Below are 21,298 nucleotides of genomic sequence, written 5' to 3'. Positions count from 1 at the left end.
CGCGTATCCTTGTGCGAGTGTGGGGTTCGGGGCGGCAGCGATCCGCCGCCCCGTTTGGTTCAGAGCACCTTATTCGCAGCGCTGAGAAATATTGTTCTCAGCAGCATATGCGCCCGAGTCTTCGTCGATCAGTGCGTTGATCACCTCAGCGTCAGTCGGTTCGAAGCCCTGAATCGAGTTCCAGGTACCCGCCGCTGCATCCCACTGAACAACGCCGACAAGGCCTGGGCCGCCGTGGTTTTCGCATGAGACCGCGAATTCAGGACCGAAACCGGCCATACCCAGCGCTTCCATCTTGGCGTTGGTGATCTCCAGCGCCTCCATGCCATCGCGCATCATCGATGCGTCGATCTCGGCAGTGCCGTGCATCTCTTGCGCGGTCTTCACTGCTTCTGCGGCCAGCATCGCAGCATAGAGGCCGCGGTTGTACTGCACCGTACCCAGTTGATCACCGGCGCCTGCAGCTTTGCCCGCATCGACGACATATTTCTTCAGGTCGTCATAGACAGGATAGTCGTCGCCCAGACCGGTGAAGGTCAGCGCTTTGTAGCCGGTGGCCTTATCACCCGCAGGCTCAACATCAAACTCGGCCCCGGACCACCAGACGCCGATGAAGTTCTCCATCGGGAAGCGGATATTGGCGGCTTCTTGCACGGCGACCTGGTTCATCACGCCCCAGCCCCACATGATCACATAGTCGGGCTTTTCCCGGCGGATTTGCAGCCACTGCGACTTCTGCTCCTGACCGGGGTGGTCGACCGGCAGCAGGGTCAGGTCATAGCCATGTTTTTCAGCCAGTGTTTCCAGCGTACGGATCGGTTCCTTGCCATAGGCCGAGTTGTGATAGACTAGCGCGATCTTTTTGCCGCTCAAGTCGCCACCGTTTTCGTCCAGCAGATAGTTGATCGCGCCCGACGCCCCGTTCCAGTAGTTGGCAGGATAGTTGAACACGTTGCTGAACACCTTACCGTTCGCCGCCGAGGTGCGGCCATAACCCATTGTGTGCAGCGGAATGCCGTCTGCGGTCACTTTAGGGATCAACTGATAGGTGATGCCGGTGGACAGGGGCTGATAGACCAGAGCACCTTCGCCCTTGGTCGATTCATAACATTCCACGCCTTTTTCCGTGTTATATCCGGTCTCGCATTCGATCACGTTGGCCGCAACACCGCCGATACCGCCATCGCGTTCGTTCAGCAGTGTGAAGTAGTCGGCATATCCGTCCGCAAATGGGATACCGCCGGCCGCATAAGGCCCGGTCCGGTAACTGAGCGACGGGAATACGAGGTCGGCCATGACCGGACCTGCGGCCATCACGGCGCCCAGCGCCAGGGTTGCCAGTTTCTTTTTCATCGGGTGTCTCCTCCCTTGGTTGATCCGATGTTGGGTTTCGGGTTTCACACCCGTCTTTTCGTTGGGCCGGTCCCTAGTGCGGGAACGGCCAGAGTCTGAGTTTCTCTTTCGCCACACGCCAAAGCTGCGCCAGACCGTGCGGTTCGAGGATCAGGAACATGATGATCAGAGCACCGACGATGACGAGGTTCAGGTGCGCCACGATATCTGTGGGCCAGCCCAGCAGATCGACGCCAAGCAGTTTCAAAACGACTGGCAGCAACACGAGGAAGGCGGCACCGGCAAAGGATCCAAAAATAGACCCTAATCCGCCGATAATCACCATGAACAGCACCAGGAACGATTTTTGAATGCCGAACACTTCTCCAACCTCGACCGCGCCCAGATAGACCGCAAAGAACAGCGCGCCGGCCACGCCCACAAAGAACGAGCTGACGGCAAAAGCTGTCAGCTTGGCCTTGAGCGGGTTCACCCCGATGATCTCGGCCGCGATGTCCATGTCGCGGATTGCCATCCAGGTACGACCAGTGGTGCCGCGGGTCAGGTTACGCGCGATGATTGCGCAGACGGTCAAGAAGATCAGGCAGAACAAATAAGTCGCCCATGCCGGAGCATTCGGGCCAGTGATAATGATACCGAACACATCGCGTTCCGGCGCATTGATCTGTCCCGAGGCCGAGTAGTTGTAGAACCACGGCACCCGGTTAAACAGCCACACAAGGAAGAACTGCGCCGCCAGCGTGGCCACCGCCAGATAGAATCCTTTGATCCGCAGAGAAGGTAAGCCGAAGAGGACACCCACGATCGCGGTGATGCCGCCTGCAAGGATCACATGGATGAACATGCTGACATCCGGAAAAGCCGTCATCAACTTGTAACAGGCATAGGCCCCCACAGCCATGAACCCGCCGGTGCCCAGCGACACCTGTCCGCAATAGCCCACCAGTATGTTCAGCCCGATCGCCGCAATCGCATAGATCAGGAATGGCAGCAGCAGCGCGTTGGCCCAATAGTCGTTGATGATGAACGGAATGATCCCGAACGCCACCGCCAGCACGACATAATACCGATACCGGTCAAACTTGATCGGGAAAGTCTGGCTGTCGGCGATATATGAGGTTTTGAAATCCCCGGCCTCACGATAGAACATATCTTACTTTCCCCATTCTTCCTGCGCCCGATTGCGGGCAGCGGCGTCCAGTTGATTGGACCCTTTGGCATATCCGGTGGCCTCGGAAGCGCGCACCAGTTTCATGTAAGCCAGGATGCCCATGACCAGCCCGGCAAAGGCCAGAATTACAGCGATCACAAGTTGGCCCTCGGTCAGATCGCTCGATGTCAGGGCGATGTAGCCGAAAGCCCAAAACCCCGCCCATGCGATCACGTTGATGATAGCAATCAGCTTGGTCACGCCCTAAACCCTCTCGATGATCTTCTCGCCGAACAGGCCCTGAGGTCGGAACACGAGGAATATCAGCGCCAATACATAGGCAAACCAGTTCTCAGTCGCACCGCCAACCATTGGGCCGATGGCGAACTCGAACAGTTTCTCACCCACACCGATGATCAGGCCACCGACGATGGCTCCGGGGATCGAGGTGAATCCGCCTAGCATCAGCACCGGCAGCGCCTTCAGCGCGATCAGCGACAGCGAGAACTGAACGCCCGATTTGGTGCCCCACATGATGCCCGCGACCAGCGCCACGAAACCAGCCACCGACCAGACCATCACCCAGATGAAGTTCAGCGAAATCCCGACCGACAGCGCCGCCTGATGGTCATCCGCCACCGCACGCATCGCCCGACCCTGCTTGGTGTATTGGCTGAACGCGACCAGGGCCGCCACCAGCAGCGCCGCGATGATCGTCGCCACGATGTCGAGATTGTCGATGAAGAAGCCGTAGTCGAAAATGTTGAACGTCGTCTCATCGATCCACAAGTTGATCCCCTGCGGCAGACCAACATCCAGTGTCTTGATCTCGGACCCCCACATCAGGTCCGCGACGCCTTCTAGAAAATAGGCCAGACCGATGGTTGCCATGAACAGAATAATCGGTTCCTGCCCAACCAGATGGCGCATCACGAACCGCTGCACGCACCAGGCCAGCAACACCATCACGGCCATGGTCAGAATAATCGCAAGCAACGCGGGCACATTCCAACCAAAATTATAAACATGCGTGCCGAAAGTCGCGTTGATCAGATGCGCAAAAGGCACCTGCCCGTTCATGATTCCGACCAGCGTCATCGCCGCAAACAGGGCCATAACCCCTTGGGCATAATTGAAAATCCCCGACGCCTTGTAGATCAGCACAAAGCCCAGCGCGACCAGCGCATACAGCACCCCAGCCATCAGACCGTTGAGGATGACCTCCATCGCGAAGATTAATTGTTCAGGCATGCCAGCCCCTCCCCAATTCTGCCCGGACCTCAGTCATGGCTGACCCCCAAATAGGCATCAATGACTTCTTGGTTGTTGCGCACCTCATCCGGGGTGCCGTCACCAATCTTTTTGCCGTAATCCATCACAACCACACGGTCGCTCAGATCCATTACCACGCCCATATCGTGCTCGATCAGCGCAATCGTGGTGCCAAACTCGTCATTCACGTCGAGGATAAAGCGGCTCATGTCCTCTTTCTCTTCGACGTTCATCCCGGCCATCGGCTCATCCAGCAGCAGCAGTTTCGGTTCCGCCGCCAGCGCGCGCGCCAGTTCGACACGTTTCTTCAACCCGTAAGGCAGGCGGGACACCGGCGTTTTGCGGATGTGCTGAATCTCAAGGAAATCAATAATCTTCTCGACCGCCTCGCGGTTCTCGGTCTCTTCTGCCTCGGCCTTGCCCTTCCACAGCGCTTGCTGAAGAATATTGGTCTTCATAAAACCCAAACGCCCGGTCATCACGTTATCCAACACGCTCATGCCTTCGAACAGAGCGATGTTTTGAAACGTCCGCGCGATCCCCTGCTGCGCCACCTCAAACGGCCGCATCGGAGGGCGCTTGGAGCCGTGAAACCAGACCTCACCTTCTTGCGGGACATAGAACCCCGAGATCACATTCAACATCGAGGATTTGCCCGCGCCGTTTGGCCCGATGATCGCCCGGATCTCACCCTCGCGAATATCGAACGAGATATCCTTGATGGCCACCACGCCGCCAAAGCGCAGGGTGATGTTCTTCATCTCCATCACCACACCGCCGATCTTGCGGCCGTCTTCGGTGACATATCCTTCGGAGTTATCCAGCATCAGAACCTCCCTGACACAAAAACGGGATGGCGGGCGGGGCGATGACCGCAGGTCGAGCGGCGCGCGTCAGCCCACTCATTCCGCCGCCACCTTGTGCTGCGCGACCGGAACCACTGGCGCATCGACAATTTCCAACGTCGCAGAAATCGATCCCTTACGACCATCTTCATAGGTCACTTCAGTCGTGGTCGAAACGCTCGACGACCCGTCATACAACGCCGCAATAATGTCGCTGAATTTGTCCTCGACAAACCCACGCCGCACCTTGCGGGTCCGAGTCATCTCGCCATCATCGGCATCCAGTTCCTTGTGCAGAACCACAAAGCGATGCACCTGACAGCCCGATAGCATTTCATCCGCTGCGACCGACTTGTTTACCTCTTCAACGTGGCTCCGAATCGTCTCTAACACACGAGGATGTCCCGCAAGTTCCTGATAGGACGCGTAGGCCACGTTGTTGCGTTCCGCCCAGTTTCCGACCGCCGTCAGGTCGATATTGATGAAAGCGACGCATCGATCCTTGCCATTCCCGAACAGCACGACTTCAAGAATATCGGGATAGAACTTCAGCTTGTTCTCGACATATTTCGGCGCGAACATCGAACCATCAGCCATCTTGCCCACGTCTTTGGCACGGTCAATGATCCGCAGATGGCCGGAGTTCTCCTCGATGAACCCGGCATCCCCCGTCGCCACCCAACCTTCGGCATCCTTAGTCGAGGCCGTCGAATCCGGGTTGTTGTAATACTCGACGAACACGCCGGGTGAGCGGTAATGAATCTCGCCCTTATCATCGATCTTCAGCTCGACATCTGGGGCCGGAACACCAACCGTATCCGCCCGTACCTCGCCATCCGGCTGCACGGTGATGAACACGGTCGCTTCGGTCTGACCGTAAAGCTGCTTCAGGTTAATGCCCAAAGAGCGGTAGAAATCAAAGATTTCCGGCCCGATCGCTTCACCCGCCGTATAGCCCACACGGAACCGGCCATAGCCAAGCGTATCTTTGAGCGGGCCATAGACCAGCAAATTGCCCAGAGTGTATTTCAGCTTGTCGCCAAAGCCCACCGGCTTGCCGTCCAGCAACAGGCCACCCACCTTCTTGGCATGGGCCATGAAATAATGGAACATGCGCTGCTTCAGCTTGCCCGCATCCTCCATCCGGATCATCACATTGGTCAACTGGGTCTCGAACACCCGCGGCGGGGCAAAGAAATAGGTCGGCCCGATCTCGCGCAGGTCGGTCATCATCGTGTCTGCGCTTTCCGGGCAATTCACACAGAAACCGCACCAATAGGCCTGACCGATGGAGAATATGAAATCCCCAACCCACGCCATTGGCAGGTAGGACAGGATATCCTCATTTCGGGTCAGATGATCGAACTCTGCGGAATTCTTGGCGCTTTCAATAACATTCCGGTTCGACAGCACCACGCCTTTGGGCTTGCCCGTGGTGCCCGAGGTATAGAGCATCACGCAGGTATCGTCATAGGTGATCGCCGCAATGCGCTTGTCCAGTTCCGCATCAAACCGTGCGTGACCCGCACTGCCCTCGGCCATGATGTCCTCAAGCGCGTTCATCTGCGAGTGGTCATACTTCCGCATCCCGCGCTTGTCGGTATAAAGTATGTGTTTGACCTGATGGAGATTTTCCTGAATCTCGATGACTTTGTCGACCTGCTCCTGATCACCGCAGACCACATATTTCGCGCCGCAATGTTCCAGCACATAGGCCATCTCTTCGGCGACCGAGTCCTGATACAGAGGCACCGGCACCGCGCCTACCATCTGAGCGGCAACCATCGACCAGTAATGGGCGGGACGGTTCCGACCAATCACAGCAATATGGTCACCCTTTTCAACGCCAAGTTCTAGAAACCCAAGCGCGATGGCACGGATTTCTTTGGCGGCTTCCGCCCAGGTCCAGCATTGCCAGATCCCGAATTCCTTTTCCCGATAGGCCGGGACATCCCCGAACTGGGTCACATTGCGGTGTAATAGCGCCGGAAGAGAGTCCATCCCTTCAGCGCCCGACTGCGTCTGAGCCAATCTTTTCTCCTCCCCATCCGACCCCTCCCCGGGCCGAAAATGGCGGGTTCGGGATGGTGCCCGAACGCCAATGCCCCGATAAGGGACGTCGTAACGATCAGCGTCAAGTTTTGCCTGATGTTTTCTCAATTCTTACGAATTGTAACAGGGATGGAGGGGTGATCTTTCGAGTTGTACGAAACGCGCAAGAAGGCTTACCAGCTGTCATGCGTTGGCGAAGAGTGGCCGTTTAACGGCATGAGTGACTTTGGTTCCAGTTACATCAATTGATAATTCCTACGAGCTAAGAAATACAGGAATGTTAACTTGAGAAGGAGCAGTACTTGCTGACGTATGCGTCATAAGCCTCTGTAAACGTAATAGCTTTTGTTTCCACACCGGGCCCAGTCATCGAAATCACCATGCTATCTCGCCACTCGTAGTAGTGGCTATTTCCGTCACCTCTAGGAGAAGGAGACGTATCCGACGAGGGCTCTCTTAACACCGATCGTTCTTGTCTAGTAAGCGTGCCATCTCGCATTGTGAATCCGTACAGCGCCAAACCTACCTCAGGTGTACCGTCGTAAAGCTTGCCATAGGCGTACTTCTTTCCAGGAAAACGATTGTCCTCATTGAGTTGAGCGTCAATCATATCGAATTGGAATGAAGTCCAGAGAACCCAGCCATGGTTGGGTATTTCGCGCCACCTAAAGTTGGTCATTTGACACCCATCAACCTGAACTTCACGGCGTTCATCTTCGAATTGATGGCTTCCCCCTTGCATCAGAGCCGCGACGAGTTCTTCCCTTTCGCCCGCGTACGCAGTCGTAGAAACAAAAATCAAAACTGCAGAAATATTCTTCACAACTTTTTCTCGAAATATATGGAAAACACTACAACCAATCCCGCAAAATCGGAATCAACGGGACATCCGCCGCGGGCATCGGATAGTTCCGCAGGTCATTTGCCCGCACCCATTTCAACGCCTGGCCTTCCTTGGACTGTGGGATGCCTTCCCACTTCCGGCAGGCAAATAGCGGCATAAGCAGATGGAAATCGTCATAGCTGTGGCTAGCAAAGGTCAGCGGGGCGAGGCACGAGGCCCAGGTGTCGATGCCCAGTTCCTCGTGCAACTCGCGGATCAGGGCGGCCTCGGGGGTTTCGCCGGGTTCGATTTTGCCGCCAGGGAATTCCCAGAGACCGGCCATGGATTTGCCCTCGGGACGTTGGGCCAGCAGGACGCGGCCCTCGATGTCGATCAGAGCGACAGCAGACACCAATACTGTCTTCACGAGCGATAATCCGCGTTGATTTCGATATAGCCGTGGGTCAGATCGCAGGTCCAGACGGTGGAAGCGCCCTGACCCAGTCCCAGATCGACTGCGATCACCAAATCCTGACCTTTCATATAGGCCGCAGCGTCTTCCTCGCGGTAGTCGGGGCTGACCCAGCCTTTTTCAGCCACAAGGATGTCTCCGAACGATATGCTCAAAAGGTCGCGGTCTGCAGCAGCACCGGATTTGCCGATGGCCATGACGATGCGGCCCCAATTCGGGTCCTCGCCCGCGATGGCGGTTTTGACCAGCGGGGAGTTGGCGATAGCCAGCCCGTGGGTTTTGGCATCAGCATCCGTGGCGGCGCCGGTCACACGAATTTCGACGAATTTCGTGGCCCCTTCGCCGTCGCGGACCACTTGCTGCGCAAGGTCCAACATCACTGTTTCCAGTGCTTGCGCGAAGGCGGCATTGCCGGTGGCATCGACGCCCGATGCCCCGGTGGCGCAAAGCAAGAGGCTGTCGGATGTCGAGGTATCGCTATCCACGGTGATGCAGTTGAAGGTCCGGTCGGTCTGCGCGCCCAGCATCGCCTGCAGCGCTGTCTGCTCGATCTGAGCGTCGGTGAAGATATAAACCAGCATTGTCGCCATATCGGGCGCGATCATGCCGGAACCCTTCGCTATCCCCGCAATAGAGACTGTTTGGCCGCCAATATCGACCTGCGCCGACGACCCCTTCGGGAAGGTGTCGGTGGTCATGATCGCGCGCGCCGCGTCCTCGATCGCGTGACGGCTGAGGCCCGCCTTCAACGCCTCAAGCTGTGCAACGATGCGGTCATGGGGCAGCGGCTCGCCGATGACACCGGTCGACGAGGTAAAAACCCGATCTACCGCGACTCCGGTAGCTTTGGAAACGGCTTGTGTCACCTCGGCCACTGAGGTCTGCCCGTAATGGCCGGTAAACGCATTGGCGTTGCCCGAATTCACAAGGATCGCTGCAGGCCCGTCGCCGGGCCCGCCGATCTTGTCCTGACAATCCAGAACGGGGGCCGCACGGGTGGCCGAGCGGGTGAATACCCCGGCCACCGAGGTGCCCGGATCAAGAACGGCCAGCATCACATCGGTGCGGCCTTGATATCGGACACCAGCCTCGACAGTGGCGAAGCGCACACCGTCGATCGCGGGCAATTCGGGGAAGGCCGCCGGGGCCAGCGGTGAAACCTTGGTTATCGTGGCCACGGGGTTACTCCTGCAGCAGCTCCAGCTGGCGCATGACCTCGGGGCCGGCGCCCTCGAGCTCGGGACGCTCGATCTGCGCTTGCTGCGTCAACTCGTCAATCTTGGCCTGAATTGCTTCTTGCCGAATGGTCTGAGCCAATTCATCGCGCACGACCGCCAATTCGGGGGCCTCGGTCTTGCGCTTGTCGTTCAGCGTGACCACGTGCCAACCGAACTGGGTTTGCACCGGATCCGAGACCTGACCCTTTTCAAGGCCAAGCACGGCACCTTCAAACTCGGGCACCATCTGGCCTTTGCCGAACCAGCCCAGCGCACCGCCATTGGGGCCAGAGGGTCCTGTGGATTTTTCTTTCGCTAGCTCAGCGAAATCTGCGCCTTCTTCAAGTTGGGCTTTGACAGCTTTGGCTTCGTCCTCGGATTCGACCAGAATGTGGCTGGCATTGAACTCGTCTTCGCCCTGAAACTCGGCGAATTGCGTGTCATAGGCGGCCTGTAAGGCCTCATCAGTGACACTGGCGGCTGTCAGCGCTTCGACGGTTTGCACGGCGCGCAGGGACCGGGTTTCGTTTTCCAGTCGAAGGGCGTTGAGTGTATTCAGCTCTTCCTGTTCAAGGCTCAGCAGGTGCTGTTGGACCAGTTGCTCGAGGATGAAATCATATAGCACCTCATCTTCAAGCTGCTGATACTGCGCCGGCAGCGCCGAGGCGGTGGCGATGACGTGACCCAACGTGATCTCGTCGCCGTTCACGCGGGCAACCACGGTGTTGGCATCCGGTGCGTCCTGGGCGGCCAGCGGCAACGCCATCACGGCAGCAAGCGCAAGCGATGGCAGAAAAGTGAGGCCTTTGGGCATGGAATTATCCTATTTCTTTGCCGCGACAGGGCGCAGCGTTGACACTGTGGAACCTGCCCCTTACATCGCTTTGAAGCCTTGGACAGGACCGCCTTTCACCCCCCGTATCTAGGGGCTGCGCGCAAGGTGGGCAAGCCTGTCGCAACCAAGAAAAAAACAGATCCGCTGGAGTGAACATGCTGGGACTCGGAACGCTCGCCAAAAAGGTGTTCGGAACACCGAACGACCGCAAGATCAAGGCGGCCCGCCCGCTGGTCGAAAAGATCAATGCGCTGGAGCCGGAGTTCGAGATCCTGACCGACGATGGCCTGATCGAGAAAACCGCTGAGCTGCGCAAACGAGCGCTGGACGGTGAAAAGCTGGATGACTTGCTGCCGGAAGCATTTGCCAATGTCCGCGAAGGGGCCAAGCGCGCCCTGGGTCTTCGGGCCTTTGATGTGCAGTTGATGGGTGGTTTGTTCCTGCACCAGGGCAATATCTCGGAAATGAAAACGGGTGAAGGCAAAACCCTGGTCGCCACCTTCCCCGCCTATCTGAATGCTCTGACCGGCAAGGGCGTGCATGTGGTCACGGTGAACGAATACCTGGCCAAGCGCGACTCGGAATGGATGGGCAAGGTGTTTGCGTCCGTTGGCATGACGACCGGTGTGATCTGGTCGGGCCAACCGGATGCCGAGAAGATGGCGGCGTACAAGTGTGACATCACTTATGCCACAAATAATGAGTTGGGCTTCGACTATCTGCGCGACAACATGAAGGCCGATCTGGAACAGGTCTATCAGAAGCACCACAATTTCGCGATCGTCGACGAAGTCGACTCGATCCTGATTGATGAGGCGCGGACACCGCTGATCATCTCGGGGCCGGCACAAGACCGATCGGACCTTTATACTGCCATCGATACCGTGATCCCGACGCTGCAGGACGATCATTACTCGCTCGATGAAAAAAGCCGCAGCGTGACGTTCACCGATGAAGGCAACGAGTTTTTGGAGCAGCAACTGCTTTCAGCGGGTCTGCTGCCCGAGGGGCATTCGCTGTACGACCCCGAAAGCACCACTGTAGTGCATCATGTCAATCAGGGCCTGCGCGCGCATAAACTGTTCCAACGCGACAAGGACTATATCGTTCGGGATGGCAATGTGGTGCTAATCGACGAATTCACCGGTCGGATGATGCCGGGCCGCCGCTTGTCGGAAGGTCTGCACCAAGCCATCGAAGCCAAGGAAGGCGTACAGATTCAGCCCGAGAATGTGACTCTGGCCAGCGTGACATTCCAGAACTATTTCCGCCTCTATGACAAGCTGTCCGGCATGACCGGCACTGCGCTGACCGAGGCGGAAGAATTTCAGGAAATCTATGGTCTGGGTGTGGTCGAGGTTCCGACCAACAAACCAATCGCGCGTGAGGACAAAGACGACCAGGTCTATCGCACGACAGCCGAAAAATACGGTGCCATTATTGAACAGGTCAAAAAGGCCGGTGAAAAAGGTCAGCCGGTTCTTGTCGGCACGACGTCGATCGAAAAGTCCGAAGTGATCAGCCAGATGCTGACTAAGGAGGGTATCGAGCACAATGTTCTGAACGCCCGTCAGCACGAACAGGAAGCCCAGATCGTGGCAGATGCCGGCCGTCTGGGTGCGGTGACCATCGCCACCAACATGGCGGGTCGCGGTACTGACATCCAGCTGGGCGGTAACGTTGAGATGAAGGTGCTGCAGGCGCTGGCGGAAAACCCCGAGGCTGACCCGGCCGAGTTGCGTGCGGCAGAAGAAGCCAAGCACGCGGAAGAAAAGGAAAAGGTGCTGCAGGCCGGTGGTCTTTACGTAATGGCGTCCGAACGTCATGAAAGCCGCCGGATCGACAACCAGCTGCGCGGGCGTTCGGGACGCCAAGGTGACCCGGGCCGCACCGTGTTCTACCTGAGCCTGGAAGATGACCTGATGCGCATCTTCGGTTCGGAACGTCTGGACAAGGTCCTGACCACGCTGGGCATGAAAGAGGGCGAGGCAATCATTCACCCCTGGGTGAACAAATCGCTGGAACGGGCGCAATCCAAAGTCGAAGGTCGCAACTTTGACATGCGCAAAAACGTTCTGAAATTCGACGACGTGATGAACGATCAGCGGAAAGTCGTGTTCAGCCAGCGGCGTGAAATCATGTCAGCGGATGATCTGTCGGATGTCGTGTCCGATATGCGTGAGCAGGTGATCGACGATATGATCGACGAATTCATGCCGCCAAAATCATATGCAGATCAATGGGATACAGAAGGTCTGCACGAAGCGGTCAAAGACAAGCTAACCATCGATGCGCCGGTTCAGGACTGGGCCGCCGAGGAAGGCGTGGATGACGAGCAAATCCGCGAACGTTTGATCAAGGCCGCCGATGAAATGATGGCGCAGAAGGCCGTGGCCTTTGGCCCGGAAAACATGCGCAACATCGAAAAGCAGGTTCTGCTGCAGACTATCGATGGCAAATGGCGCGAACATCTTTTGACGCTGGAACATCTGCGCTCGGTCGTGGGTTTCCGTGGCTATGCACAGCGCGATCCGCTGAACGAGTACAAGAACGAAAGCTTCCAGCTGTTCGAAGGGATGCTTGATTCCTTGCGCGAAACCGTCACTCAGCAATTGTCGCGCGTGCGCCCGCTGAGCGAAGAAGAACAGAAGGAAATGCTCGCGCAGATGGCGGCGCAACAGGCACAGGCGCAGAAAGCTGTGGATCAAGCTGCCGGGAATGCTGAGGCGATCGCCGAAGCCGAAGCGTCTGGTGACAGTCGTCCGGGTTTTGTTGAGGATGATCCTTCGACTTGGGGTAACCCGTCACGCAATGATCCTTGCCCCTGTGGCTCGGGGAAAAAATTCAAACATTGCCACGGCAGGTTGACTTAACGTCACCTGCTTTCCACCACAATGAGTCCGCCTCACGGCCACATATTGGCCTTGATTGGGAAGCAAATTGCGACTCGCTCCTTCAACTGGGGAGGGTGTCTTGTTTGTCATTAAGAACTACGTGACCACGGGCGGAACCGTTGCCTGCGCTCTGGCCATTGGATATTTGATGCAAAGCGGATCGGCGCAGCAACCCAATGCTGAGCCGAGCGGTGAACGCGTCGCTTCGATCTCGGAACAGGACTCGGACCTGACCGGACTGGAAAGCGTTGTCCTGACCTCTTCTTCCCCGACAGAAACGCGTCCCAAGGATCTATCTCAATCCATACGCTCAGCGCCAGAAACCAGCCGTTTGCCTTCGAATTGCGATATGAGCGCGCGCGCCATGGCTGTGCCCGGCGCCAACGTACGGCTGCGGGTCAAGGCCCCCTGCCACGCCAATGAGACCATCGAGGTTCATCACAACGGGCTGGTTTTCAGCACCGAGACCGATGCGCTTGGCGGCTTGAACCTGACCATCCCGGCGCTGTCAGAATACGCTATTTTCCTGATCTCGCTGCCGGATGAGAAAGGCACCGTTGCGACGACGCATGTGCCCGAGATCAACAGCTTCAACCGGGTTGCCTTGCAGTGGCAGGGCGAAACCGATCTGCAGCTTCATGCGCTGGAATTCGGCGCAGGTTACGGGGAAGAAGGCCACGTGTGGTCCGGGTCCCAGACCGGCGGCGCGGGCTCGGTGATCCATCTGGGTCAGGGCGGTTCGGACGTCGCGCGCAATATCGAGGTTTATTCATACCCCATCGAGACCGCAACCGAGGCCGGAAGTATCACTCTGTCGGTTGAAACTGAGGTCACCGAAGCAAATTGCGGCAAGCCCCTAAGCGTGCAATCGTTGGAATGGCGCGCGGAACGGCTACGCTCACGCGACCTGTCGCTGGATATGCCCGGTTGTGAGGCAGCTGGCGATTTTCTGGTGTTGAATAATCTGTTCTCAGACCTGACAATCGCTGCCAAATAAGCAGCAGGCAGATCTACGGTTTCCAATGAGCATTCTTCGTGCGGCGTTCGCCGCGCTTTTTGCCTTATCCTTGGCACAAAGCGTATTCGCGCAGGACATCACTTTGACCTCGCATGACGGCAAGGTAGAAGTGGTCGGCACCCTTCTTGGTTACGACGGTGAATTCTACCGTGTCGATACGCAATTCGGAGAGCTGACGGTCGATGGATCAGGGGTCACCTGCGACGGCCCAGCCTGCCCCAACCTGACGGATTTTGTGGCCGAAGTTCGTTTCTCTGGCTCATCAGTGATCGCCGAGACACTGCTGCCCGCGCTTGCACAGGGCTTTGCCATCGAGGAAGGGTTAACACTGTCACAGCCCGAGGGCACCGGAGACCTGCGGGTCTACGCTCTGAATCACCCTGATCGGCAGGCGCCTTTGGCGAGGTTCATATTTCGTGCAACGGATACGGCTGACGGCTTTATCGATCTGGTTGAGAACACCGCAGATGTCGTGTTGGCGCAGCGGGAAATTCGATCAGACGAACTGGAATTGACCAAAGCCGCTGGGCTCGGAGATCTGACGCAAACCCGTCGGTCGCGCGTCTTGGCTCTGGATGCAATCGTGCCAATCGTGTCGGCCGACAATCCCGTGCGCCAGATATCGCTTGCTGATCTGGTGAAGGTTTTCACCGCCGAAGTCGCAAATTGGGGCGATCTCGGTGGGCCTGATGCGCCGATCTCTCTGCATCTGCCACAGGTCGGTTCTGGGCTGGATCAGGCGGTCGAGGATTTGCTGTTAGCACCTGCCAACGCGCATATGACCGCTCAGGTCACGCGCCACGATCGAAACAGCAATCTGGTGCGCACGGTCTCGAACGACCCGTTCGCGCTCGGCGTCGCCAGTCTTGCCGAGGCCGGGACTGTGCGCGCCCTGCCTCTGACCGGTGGGTGCGGACATGCCCTGTCGGCAACACGGCAATCGGTCAAGACCGAAGATTATCCGCTGACCTCACCCATGTTTTTCTATTTGCCACAAAGACGATTGCCCAAAGTCGCGCGACAGTTTTTGGCCTATACCCAAAGCAGCGCCGCACAGATGGTCATCCGGCAAGCCGGATTTGTCGATCAATCCCTTGAAACAATCCAGGTTGGGCTGCAAGGCGATCGGCTGGCCAATGCGATCAGCACCGGTGGAGCTGAGGTCGGGTTGGAAGAGTTGCAGCGCATGATCGAAACCCTCCGTACACTTTCGCGGCTATCTTTGTCCTTTCGGTTCGAACCGGGGTCGTCGCGACCCGATGCTCAGTCCCGGTCAAACATCTTGAACCTTGCGCAAGCTTTGGAAAGCGGAACGTTGGAGGCGCGTCAATTGATCTTTGTTGGGTTTAGTGACGGCGAGGGCGCGGCGGTCGCCAATTCACGTATTGCCCTGCAGCGAGCCAAAACCGTCCGAAACGCAGTGCTGGCATCGGTCGAAACCAGCCTCCCCGACAGCATCGAAATCAGTGTCGAGGGCTTTGGCGAGGCCATGCCGATGGCCTGCGACGACACCGAATGGGGCCGTAAGGTGAATCGTCGGGTCGAAGTTTGGATCCGATAACCCTTACAAATAGCCTTGCGAGCGGAAACTCAGTTCAGCCGATTTCCCGATGATCAGGTGATCATGCAAAGTCAGCCCAAGGGCGGAACACGCATACTGAATCCGGTTGGTCATATCGATATCCGACTGCGACGGCGTCGGATCACCGGATGGATGATTGTGGACCAGGATCAGAGCCGAGGCATTGAGTTCCAACGCCCGCTTCGCGACCTCTCGCGGATAGACCGGCACATGATCCACCGTGCCTTTGGCCTGCTCTTCATCCGCAATCAGCACATTCTTGCGATCTAGATAAAACACACGAAACTGCTCGATCTCGCGGTGCGCCATCGTGGTGTGACAATAGTCCAGAAGCGCATCCCATCCCGTGATCACATGCCGTTGCATCACCCGGGCACGCGCCATGCGATGGGCACAGGCCTCAAGGATTTTCAGATCGGTAATCACCGTGTCCCCAACGCCTTTGATCTGACGCAGCCGTTCCTCGGGTGCCGTCAACACACGATTGAAATCACCAAACGCATCCATCAGCGCGCGCGCCAGCGGTTTCACATCCTGACGCGGGATGGATCGGAATAGAGCAAGTTCCAGCAGTTCATAATCCGGCATTGCTGCTGATCCGCCAGAAATGAACCTTTCGCGCAGCCGCTTGCGATGGTCTTTGATGTAGGAGGGTAACCGACCAACGGGCAGCGGCTGCGCCGGTGCTTCATCCGTATCGAACAGCATGGGGGCTTCGGCAAAGGCGTCTTGGGTCATAACACCACTCTGACGCAGAATCGGTTTCCGAAAAGTTAACGCGCCCTATCCCTGCCCGCCGGATCGGCAACACACGGATCCCCTGCTTCATCTGGCCATAAATATCTCGGGGGGGTCGCCCAAAGGGCGATGGGGGCAGAGCCCCCCTGCTTAACCGTTTAACCCTTCATGCCATCCCAGAAGGACTTTACAGAAGAGAAAAAGCTTTTAGATTCCGGATGGTTATCCTCACCCAAATCGTCAAACTCACGCAGAAGTTCTTTCTGACGGCTGGTAAGATTGACCGGAGTTTCCACGGCAAGTTCGATGAACATATCCCCGATGCCTCCGCCGCGCAGGGCGGGCATGCCTTTGCTGCGCAGGCGCATCTGGCGGCCCGACTGGCTGCCGGCAGGAATCTGAACACGACCGCGACCACCGTCGATGGTCGGCACCTCGATCGAACCGCCAAGTGCTGCCTTGGCCATGCTGACTGGCACACGGCAATAGAGGTTCACGCTGTCACGTTCGAACAGCTTGTGCTCGGAAACTTCGACAAAAATATAGAGGTCACCCGGAGGACCACCACGCATTCCAGCCTCACCCTCACCGGCCAGACGAATCCGGGTGCCGGTCTCGACACCGGCAGGGATGTTCACGGACAATGCGCGATCTTTTTCAACGCGTCCCGCACCTTGGCACGACTTACAAGGGTTCTTAATGATCTGACCCAAACCAGAGCAGGTCGGGCAGGTGCGCTCAACCGTGAAAAAGCCCTGTTGCGCGCGAACCTTGCCCATGCCGGAACAAGTCGGACATGCAGTAGGTTCAACACCACCTTCGGCACCAGTTCCCTCGCAAGAGGAACAGGCCACAGCCGTAGGAACGTTTATGGTTTTCTGCAGGCCTGCATAAGCCTCTTCCAGCGTGACCCGCAGGTTATAGCGCAGGTCTGAACCGCGTGCAGCGCGACGGCCCCCGCCTGCCCCACGCTGGCCACCCATGAAGTCGCCGAACAGGTCGTCGAACACGTCAGAGAACGCGCTGGAGAAATCGCCCTGACCGAAGCCGCCACCGGGACGGCCGCCGCCGCCGCCCATGCCGTTTTCAAACGCAGCGTGACCAAAGCGGTCATAAGCGGCTTTCTTGTCAGCATCACGCAGAACATCGTAAGCCTCGTTGGCCTCTTTGAACTGCGCTTCGGCATCGGGGTTGTCCTTGTTGCGATCGGGATGCAGCTGTTTGGCTTTCGAGCGAAAGCCTTTCTTGATCTCATCCGCAGAAGCGCCCTTGGACACGCCGAGCACTTCGTAATAGTCGCGTTTGGACATCAGTATTTCCTTCTGCCTCAACGTAATCGGGCCGGCCCGGCAACCGGACCGGCCCAAATTGGCCCGGTTACCCGTTAGTTACGCTTGTCGTCGTCCAGATCTTCGAACTCGGCGTCGACAATGTCATCGTCACCCGGCGCGGCATCTGCGGCTGCGGGCTCATCTTCGCCCTCTTCCGTCTGTGCCTTATAGATCGCCTCACCCAGTTTCATGGCCGCTTCGGTCACGTTCTGGATGCCCGACTTGATCTTGTCGGCATTGTCCGTTTCCAACTCATCCTTGAGCGCAGCAACGGCCAGTTCGATCGCTTCGACGGTCGACGGGTCGACCTTGTCGCCATGTTCCTCGATCGATTTCTCGGTCGCGTGGACAAGGCTTTCGGCCTGGTTCTTGGCTTCGACCAGCTCTTTGCGGGCCTTGTCCGCCTCGGCGTTCTCCTCGGCATCCTTGACCATCTTGTCGATATCTTCGTCCGACAGACCGCCCGAGGCCTGGATGGTGATCTTCTGCTCTTTGCCAGTACCTTTGTCCTTGGCCGAAACCGAGACAATGCCGTTGGCGTCGATGTCAAAAGTCACCTCGATCTGAGGCATGCCGCGCGGTGCGGGCGGGATCTCTTCCAGATTGAACTGACCCAGGATCTTGTTGTCCGCAGCCATTTCGCGCTCACCCTGGAAACAGCGGATGGTCACGGCGTTCTGGTTGTCCTCGGCGGTCGAGAAGACCTGAGACTTCTTGGTCGGAATGGTCGTGTTGCGGTCGATCAGACGGGTGAACACGCCACCCAGCGTCTCGATGCCCAAGCTGAGCGGGGTCACGTCCAGCAGAACCACGTCTTTGACGTCGCCCTGCAGAACGCCGGCCTGAATGGCGGCGCCCATGGCAACAACTTCGTCCGGGTTCACACCTTTGTGCGGCTCCTTACCGAAGAACTTGGTGACCTCTTCGATCACTTTCGGCATCCGGGTCATACCACCGACCAGAACAACCTCATCCACGTCGCCAGCCGACAGGCCTGCGTCTTTCAGGGCAGCCTGGCAAGGCTTCATCGACTTCTTGATCAGGTCGCCAACCAGCGATTCCAGCTTGGCACGGGTCAGTTTCATGACCATGTGCAACGGCTGACCGTTCGAACCCATCGAGATGAACGGCTGGTTGATTTCGGTCTGCGAGGTTGAGGACAGCTCGATCTTGGCTTTTTCAGCAGCTTCTTTCAGACGCTGCAGGGCCATCTTGTCGGCAGACAGATCGACACCGTGTTCCTTTTTGAACTCATCCGCCAGGTAGTTGACGATGCGCATGTCAAAGTCCTCACCACCCAGGAAGGTGTCACCGTTGGTCGACTTCACCTCGAACAGGCCGTCGTCGATTTCCAGAATGGTTACGTCGAAAGTACCACCACCAAGGTCATAAACCGCGATGGTTTGGGTTTCTTCCTTGTCAAGACCATAGGCCAGAGCAGCCGCTGTCGGTTCGTTGATGATCCGCAGCACTTCCAGACCGGCGATTTTACCGGCGTCTTTGGTGGCCTGACGCTGAGCATCGTTGAAGTATGCCGGAACGGTGATGACTGCTTGCGTGACTTCCTCACCCAGATAGCTTTCTGCGGTTTCCTTCATCTTGCCCAGAGTGAAGGCCGAGATCTGGCTTGGGGAATATTTTTCACCGCGGGCTTCAACCCACGCGTCGCCATTGCCGCCATCAACGATGGCGTAGGGCACCATTTTCTTGTCTTTTTCGACTTCTGCATCATCCACACGACGACCGATCAGACGCTTGACGCCAAAGATCGTGTTGTCGGGGTTGGTGACCGCCTGACGTTTTGCAGGCTGACCGACCAGACGCTCATCTTCTGTAAAAGCGACGATCGAGGGCGTGGTCCGCGCCCCTTCGGCGTTTTCGATGACCTTCGGCTGCGAGCCGTCCATGATGGCCACACACGAGTTGGTGGTACCGAGGTCAATCCCGATTACTTTTCCCATATTTTCAATCCCTTTCCATTCAAGGCGATGTCCCGAGGGTTGGACCCGTTGCGGCATCCTGCCCCCGATTGATGTGCGCGACAGCACTACACCATCGCGCGTCGAGGCGTATATAAGGGCGAGAACAGGGGCCTGCAAGCGTTCAGAAACGCAGGTTTTCGGGAATCTGTGGCCTTTTTTGGCAAGGTTTTGGCAAGGTTTGGGGATTCTGGAATGGCGCGGCTGTTATTGCGCGGATTTGATATTCGGAAAGGCTATTTGGATGCGGCGGCGCAGTCGCATCTAGTTGACCTGCTTAGGCCGATTCTGAAAGTGGCACCGCTTTATCGGCCCGTGACACCTTCGGGCAAGGAAATGTCAGTGCGCATGACCTCGGCCGGGGTGCTGGGATGGGTCACTGACCGGGCGGGCTATCGGTATCAGGACACGCACCCAAAGGGCATGACATGGCCCGCGATTCCAGATGAGATATTGACCATCTGGCAAGACCTGACCTGCGCGGATCGCCAGCCCGATTGCTGTCTGATCAACTATTACGGTGAAGGCACCAAGATGGGCCTGCATCAGGACAAGGATGAGGCCGATTTCTCGTGGCCCGTGCTGTCGATTTCATTGGGCGATGACGCGCTGTTCCGCATCGGCAATACAACACGGGGTGGCAAGACCGAGTCGATCTGGCTGAGCTCGGGCGATGTGGTGATCATGGGCGGCCCGGCACGCTTGACCTATCACGGGGTTGATCGCATCCGGTTTGGATCATCCAAACTTTTGCCAAAGGGCGGACGCATCAACCTGACTTTGAGAGTCGCAACGTGAAACACAATCCAAATTCGGGATCAGCTTTTCAGGATAAAGTGTGCACCGCCAAGATCAGCGTCGCGCATCCCAGCTTTTCGAGACCTGCTTACGGGTATAGAACTCGCCCAGCAGGCCGATCATCGTCAGGATTATCCCGACCCAAAGCGCGTATTCCCAACTGGAGTTGCGGGGAAAGTAGTTTCGGAACACAAAACCACGGCATTGATCTATGATGTGAAACAGCGGGTTCCACGCAAACATAGTCAGCATGAACCCACCCAATGCGTTGCCGACGAACATCTTGCCAGAAAATATCATGTTCAGACGACGGTACATACTTGTCAGGATGCTTACTGTATTTGGAAACCAGGGCTTTAGCGCCAGAAACACAAGACCGACCGAGCATCCTACAAACCATGCCAGCAAAAGCATCCCAAAAGCACCGCCGGGCTCCTGAATTACAAGGGGCGAGACGGCTACGCTGTAGACGAACAGGATGACCAGGATCGAGGCAAGCTGCGTGTACAGAATACCGAAGGCAGAAGCTGACAACATCACCATCATGGTCATCGGCGAATGCAGTGTCATCGGATTGTTGCCGGATCCAACCCCGGCGATAGCAGCGACAGACTTGATATGCGTCAGGAACAGAAAAACTCCGGAGAGCAGGAACAAAACCATCTCGCCCCGGATTTTGGCCATGCCGGTCATTCGACCAATTAGCGTCATAAGTATATAAAACGCCGTCACCAGAAGAACGACCTGAACAATGTTTATCAGGATTGCGATCACCGCATTTGAATGCTGCGAGCGGATATTGCGGACCACCGCATGGAATATAAGCTCGGCGGTGGTGAAAACCCCGCCCAGCAACGACTGATTTCGCTTGTAGTGAAACACTCGAATACTCTTTCCTGCTGTGTCAGCCGCAAATTGGCACGAAATTCTTGCTGTTCC

General features: G+C 57.2%; 18 protein-coding genes. 4 read left to right on the top strand and 14 right to left on the bottom strand.

Translation table 11 applies throughout. The features are described from left to right. Positions 1–69: 69 nt before the first annotated feature. The 10 genes from AC1DFB_RS15760 to AC1DFB_RS15715 form a co-directional block, all read right to left on the bottom strand. Positions 70–1,353: an ABC transporter substrate-binding protein gene (locus AC1DFB_RS15760; RefSeq protein ID WP_170408764.1), complete on the bottom strand. Its 1,284-nt coding sequence runs from the start codon at positions 1,351–1,353 to the stop codon at positions 70–72. 73 nt (positions 1,354–1,426) lie between these two features. Beyond that, the gene (locus AC1DFB_RS15755; RefSeq protein WP_170408765.1) at positions 1,427–2,503 is read right to left on the bottom strand and encodes a branched-chain amino acid ABC transporter permease; all 1,077 of its coding nucleotides are present in this window, start codon (positions 2,501–2,503) and stop codon (positions 1,427–1,429) included. Between the two features lie 3 nt (positions 2,504–2,506). Then, positions 2,507–2,764, bottom strand: a complete 258-nt coding sequence (locus AC1DFB_RS15750) for a hypothetical protein (protein ID WP_170408766.1) — start codon at positions 2,762–2,764, stop codon at positions 2,507–2,509. 3 nt (positions 2,765–2,767) lie between these two features. Next, positions 2,768–3,754 (bottom strand): branched-chain amino acid ABC transporter permease, encoded by a 987-nt coding sequence (locus AC1DFB_RS15745; RefSeq protein ID WP_480762137.1) that lies wholly within the window; start codon positions 3,752–3,754, stop codon positions 2,768–2,770. A 29-nt stretch (positions 3,755–3,783) separates the two neighbouring features. Beyond that, entirely contained in the window at positions 3,784–4,602 is an 819-nt protein-coding gene (locus AC1DFB_RS15740) for an ABC transporter ATP-binding protein (protein WP_170399285.1), read from the bottom strand. Between the two features lie 75 nt (positions 4,603–4,677). Next, a complete protein-coding gene (locus AC1DFB_RS15735) occupies positions 4,678–6,621 on the bottom strand; it encodes an AMP-binding protein (RefSeq protein ID WP_480922624.1) in 1,944 nt (647 codons plus the stop codon). A gap of 331 nt (positions 6,622–6,952) precedes the next feature. Then, the gene (locus tag AC1DFB_RS15730; RefSeq protein WP_480921639.1) at positions 6,953–7,495 is read right to left on the bottom strand and encodes a hypothetical protein; all 543 of its coding nucleotides are present in this window, start codon (positions 7,493–7,495) and stop codon (positions 6,953–6,955) included. 28 nt (positions 7,496–7,523) lie between these two features. Then, entirely contained in the window at positions 7,524–7,922 is a 399-nt protein-coding gene (gene mutT, locus AC1DFB_RS15725; protein ID WP_170334201.1) for an 8-oxo-dGTP diphosphatase MutT, read from the bottom strand. Further along, a complete protein-coding gene (argJ, locus tag AC1DFB_RS15720; protein ID WP_480921638.1) occupies positions 7,919–9,145 on the bottom strand; it encodes a bifunctional glutamate N-acetyltransferase/amino-acid acetyltransferase ArgJ in 1,227 nt (408 codons plus the stop codon). Before argJ ends, mutT begins: the two co-directional genes overlap by 4 nt. Positions 9,146–9,149: 4 nt before the next feature. Next, positions 9,150–9,998 (bottom strand): peptidylprolyl isomerase, encoded by an 849-nt coding sequence (locus tag AC1DFB_RS15715; RefSeq protein ID WP_480921637.1) that lies wholly within the window; start codon positions 9,996–9,998, stop codon positions 9,150–9,152. A 176-nt stretch (positions 9,999–10,174) separates the two neighbouring features. Between AC1DFB_RS15715 and secA the strand changes: the two genes are divergently transcribed. From secA to AC1DFB_RS15700, 3 genes are all read left to right on the top strand, one after another. Next, complete coding sequence (gene secA / locus AC1DFB_RS15710; protein WP_170408769.1) at positions 10,175–12,892, top strand: preprotein translocase subunit SecA; 2,718 nt, start codon at positions 10,175–10,177, stop codon at positions 12,890–12,892. Positions 12,893–12,992: 100 nt separating this feature from the next. Then, positions 12,993–13,910: a hypothetical protein gene (locus tag AC1DFB_RS15705; protein ID WP_255611988.1), complete on the top strand. Its 918-nt coding sequence runs from the start codon at positions 12,993–12,995 to the stop codon at positions 13,908–13,910. A gap of 25 nt (positions 13,911–13,935) precedes the next feature. Then, positions 13,936–15,492 carry a phosphate ABC transporter substrate-binding/OmpA family protein gene (locus AC1DFB_RS15700; protein WP_480921636.1) on the top strand — a complete coding sequence of 519 codons (1,557 nt, stop codon included), beginning with the start codon at positions 13,936–13,938 and terminating at the stop codon, positions 15,490–15,492. A gap of 3 nt (positions 15,493–15,495) precedes the next feature. Here the strand turns inward: AC1DFB_RS15700 and radC are convergent, their stop codons facing one another. The 3 genes from radC to dnaK form a co-directional block, all read right to left on the bottom strand. Then, positions 15,496–16,251, bottom strand: coding sequence for a RadC family protein (gene radC / locus AC1DFB_RS15695; protein WP_480921635.1), 756 nt, complete (start codon positions 16,249–16,251; stop codon positions 15,496–15,498). Between the two features lie 158 nt (positions 16,252–16,409). Beyond that, a complete protein-coding gene (gene dnaJ, locus AC1DFB_RS15690; RefSeq protein WP_170399308.1) occupies positions 16,410–17,561 on the bottom strand; it encodes a molecular chaperone DnaJ in 1,152 nt (383 codons plus the stop codon). Between the two features lie 74 nt (positions 17,562–17,635). Next, positions 17,636–19,543 (bottom strand): molecular chaperone DnaK, encoded by a 1,908-nt coding sequence (gene dnaK, locus AC1DFB_RS15685; RefSeq protein WP_170408773.1) that lies wholly within the window; start codon positions 19,541–19,543, stop codon positions 17,636–17,638. Positions 19,544–19,756: 213 nt separating this feature from the next. Here dnaK and AC1DFB_RS15680 point away from each other — a divergent pair, with 213 nt between their 5' ends. Continuing rightward, positions 19,757–20,359 (top strand): alpha-ketoglutarate-dependent dioxygenase AlkB, encoded by a 603-nt coding sequence (locus AC1DFB_RS15680; RefSeq protein WP_170636723.1) that lies wholly within the window; start codon positions 19,757–19,759, stop codon positions 20,357–20,359. A gap of 54 nt (positions 20,360–20,413) precedes the next feature. On the opposite strand, the gene AC1DFB_RS15675 is transcribed toward AC1DFB_RS15680, so the two are convergent. Beyond that, entirely contained in the window at positions 20,414–21,241 is an 828-nt protein-coding gene (locus tag AC1DFB_RS15675) for an ABC-2 transporter permease (RefSeq protein WP_170515440.1), read from the bottom strand. Positions 21,242–21,298 lie beyond the last annotated feature (57 nt).

This window comes from Ruegeria sp. S84 (assembly GCF_056583445.1).
The sequence above is the reverse complement of the archived record's forward strand: the minus strand, read 5'-3'. Positions and strand labels throughout refer to the sequence as shown.

What these genes read in the sequence shown, in the direction of transcription:
- AC1DFB_RS15760 (WP_170408764.1), bottom strand. Translation starts at nt 1,353, where the DNA reads ATGAAAAAGAAACTGGCAACCCTGGCGCTGGGCGCCGTGATGGCCGCA.
- AC1DFB_RS15755 (WP_170408765.1), bottom strand. Translation starts at nt 2,503, where the DNA reads ATGTTCTATCGTGAGGCCGGGGATTTCAAAACCTCATATATCGCCGAC.
- AC1DFB_RS15745 (WP_480762137.1), bottom strand. Translation starts at nt 3,754, where the DNA reads ATGCCTGAACAATTAATCTTCGCGATGGAGGTCATCCTCAACGGTCTG.
- AC1DFB_RS15740 (WP_170399285.1), bottom strand. Translation starts at nt 4,602, where the DNA reads ATGCTGGATAACTCCGAAGGATATGTCACCGAAGACGGCCGCAAGATC.
- AC1DFB_RS15735 (WP_480922624.1), bottom strand. Translation starts at nt 6,621, where the DNA reads ATGGACTCTCTTCCGGCGCTATTACACCGCAATGTGACCCAGTTCGGG.
- AC1DFB_RS15715 (WP_480921637.1), bottom strand. Translation starts at nt 9,998, where the DNA reads ATGCCCAAAGGCCTCACTTTTCTGCCATCGCTTGCGCTTGCTGCCGTG.
- secA (WP_170408769.1), top strand. Translation starts at nt 10,175, where the DNA reads ATGCTGGGACTCGGAACGCTCGCCAAAAAGGTGTTCGGAACACCGAAC.
- AC1DFB_RS15700 (WP_480921636.1), top strand. Translation starts at nt 13,936, where the DNA reads ATGAGCATTCTTCGTGCGGCGTTCGCCGCGCTTTTTGCCTTATCCTTG.
- radC (WP_480921635.1), bottom strand. Translation starts at nt 16,251, where the DNA reads ATGACCCAAGACGCCTTTGCCGAAGCCCCCATGCTGTTCGATACGGAT.
- dnaJ (WP_170399308.1), bottom strand. Translation starts at nt 17,561, where the DNA reads ATGTCCAAACGCGACTATTACGAAGTGCTCGGCGTGTCCAAGGGCGCT.
- dnaK (WP_170408773.1), bottom strand. Translation starts at nt 19,543, where the DNA reads ATGGGAAAAGTAATCGGGATTGACCTCGGTACCACCAACTCGTGTGTG.
- AC1DFB_RS15680 (WP_170636723.1), top strand. Translation starts at nt 19,757, where the DNA reads ATGGCGCGGCTGTTATTGCGCGGATTTGATATTCGGAAAGGCTATTTG.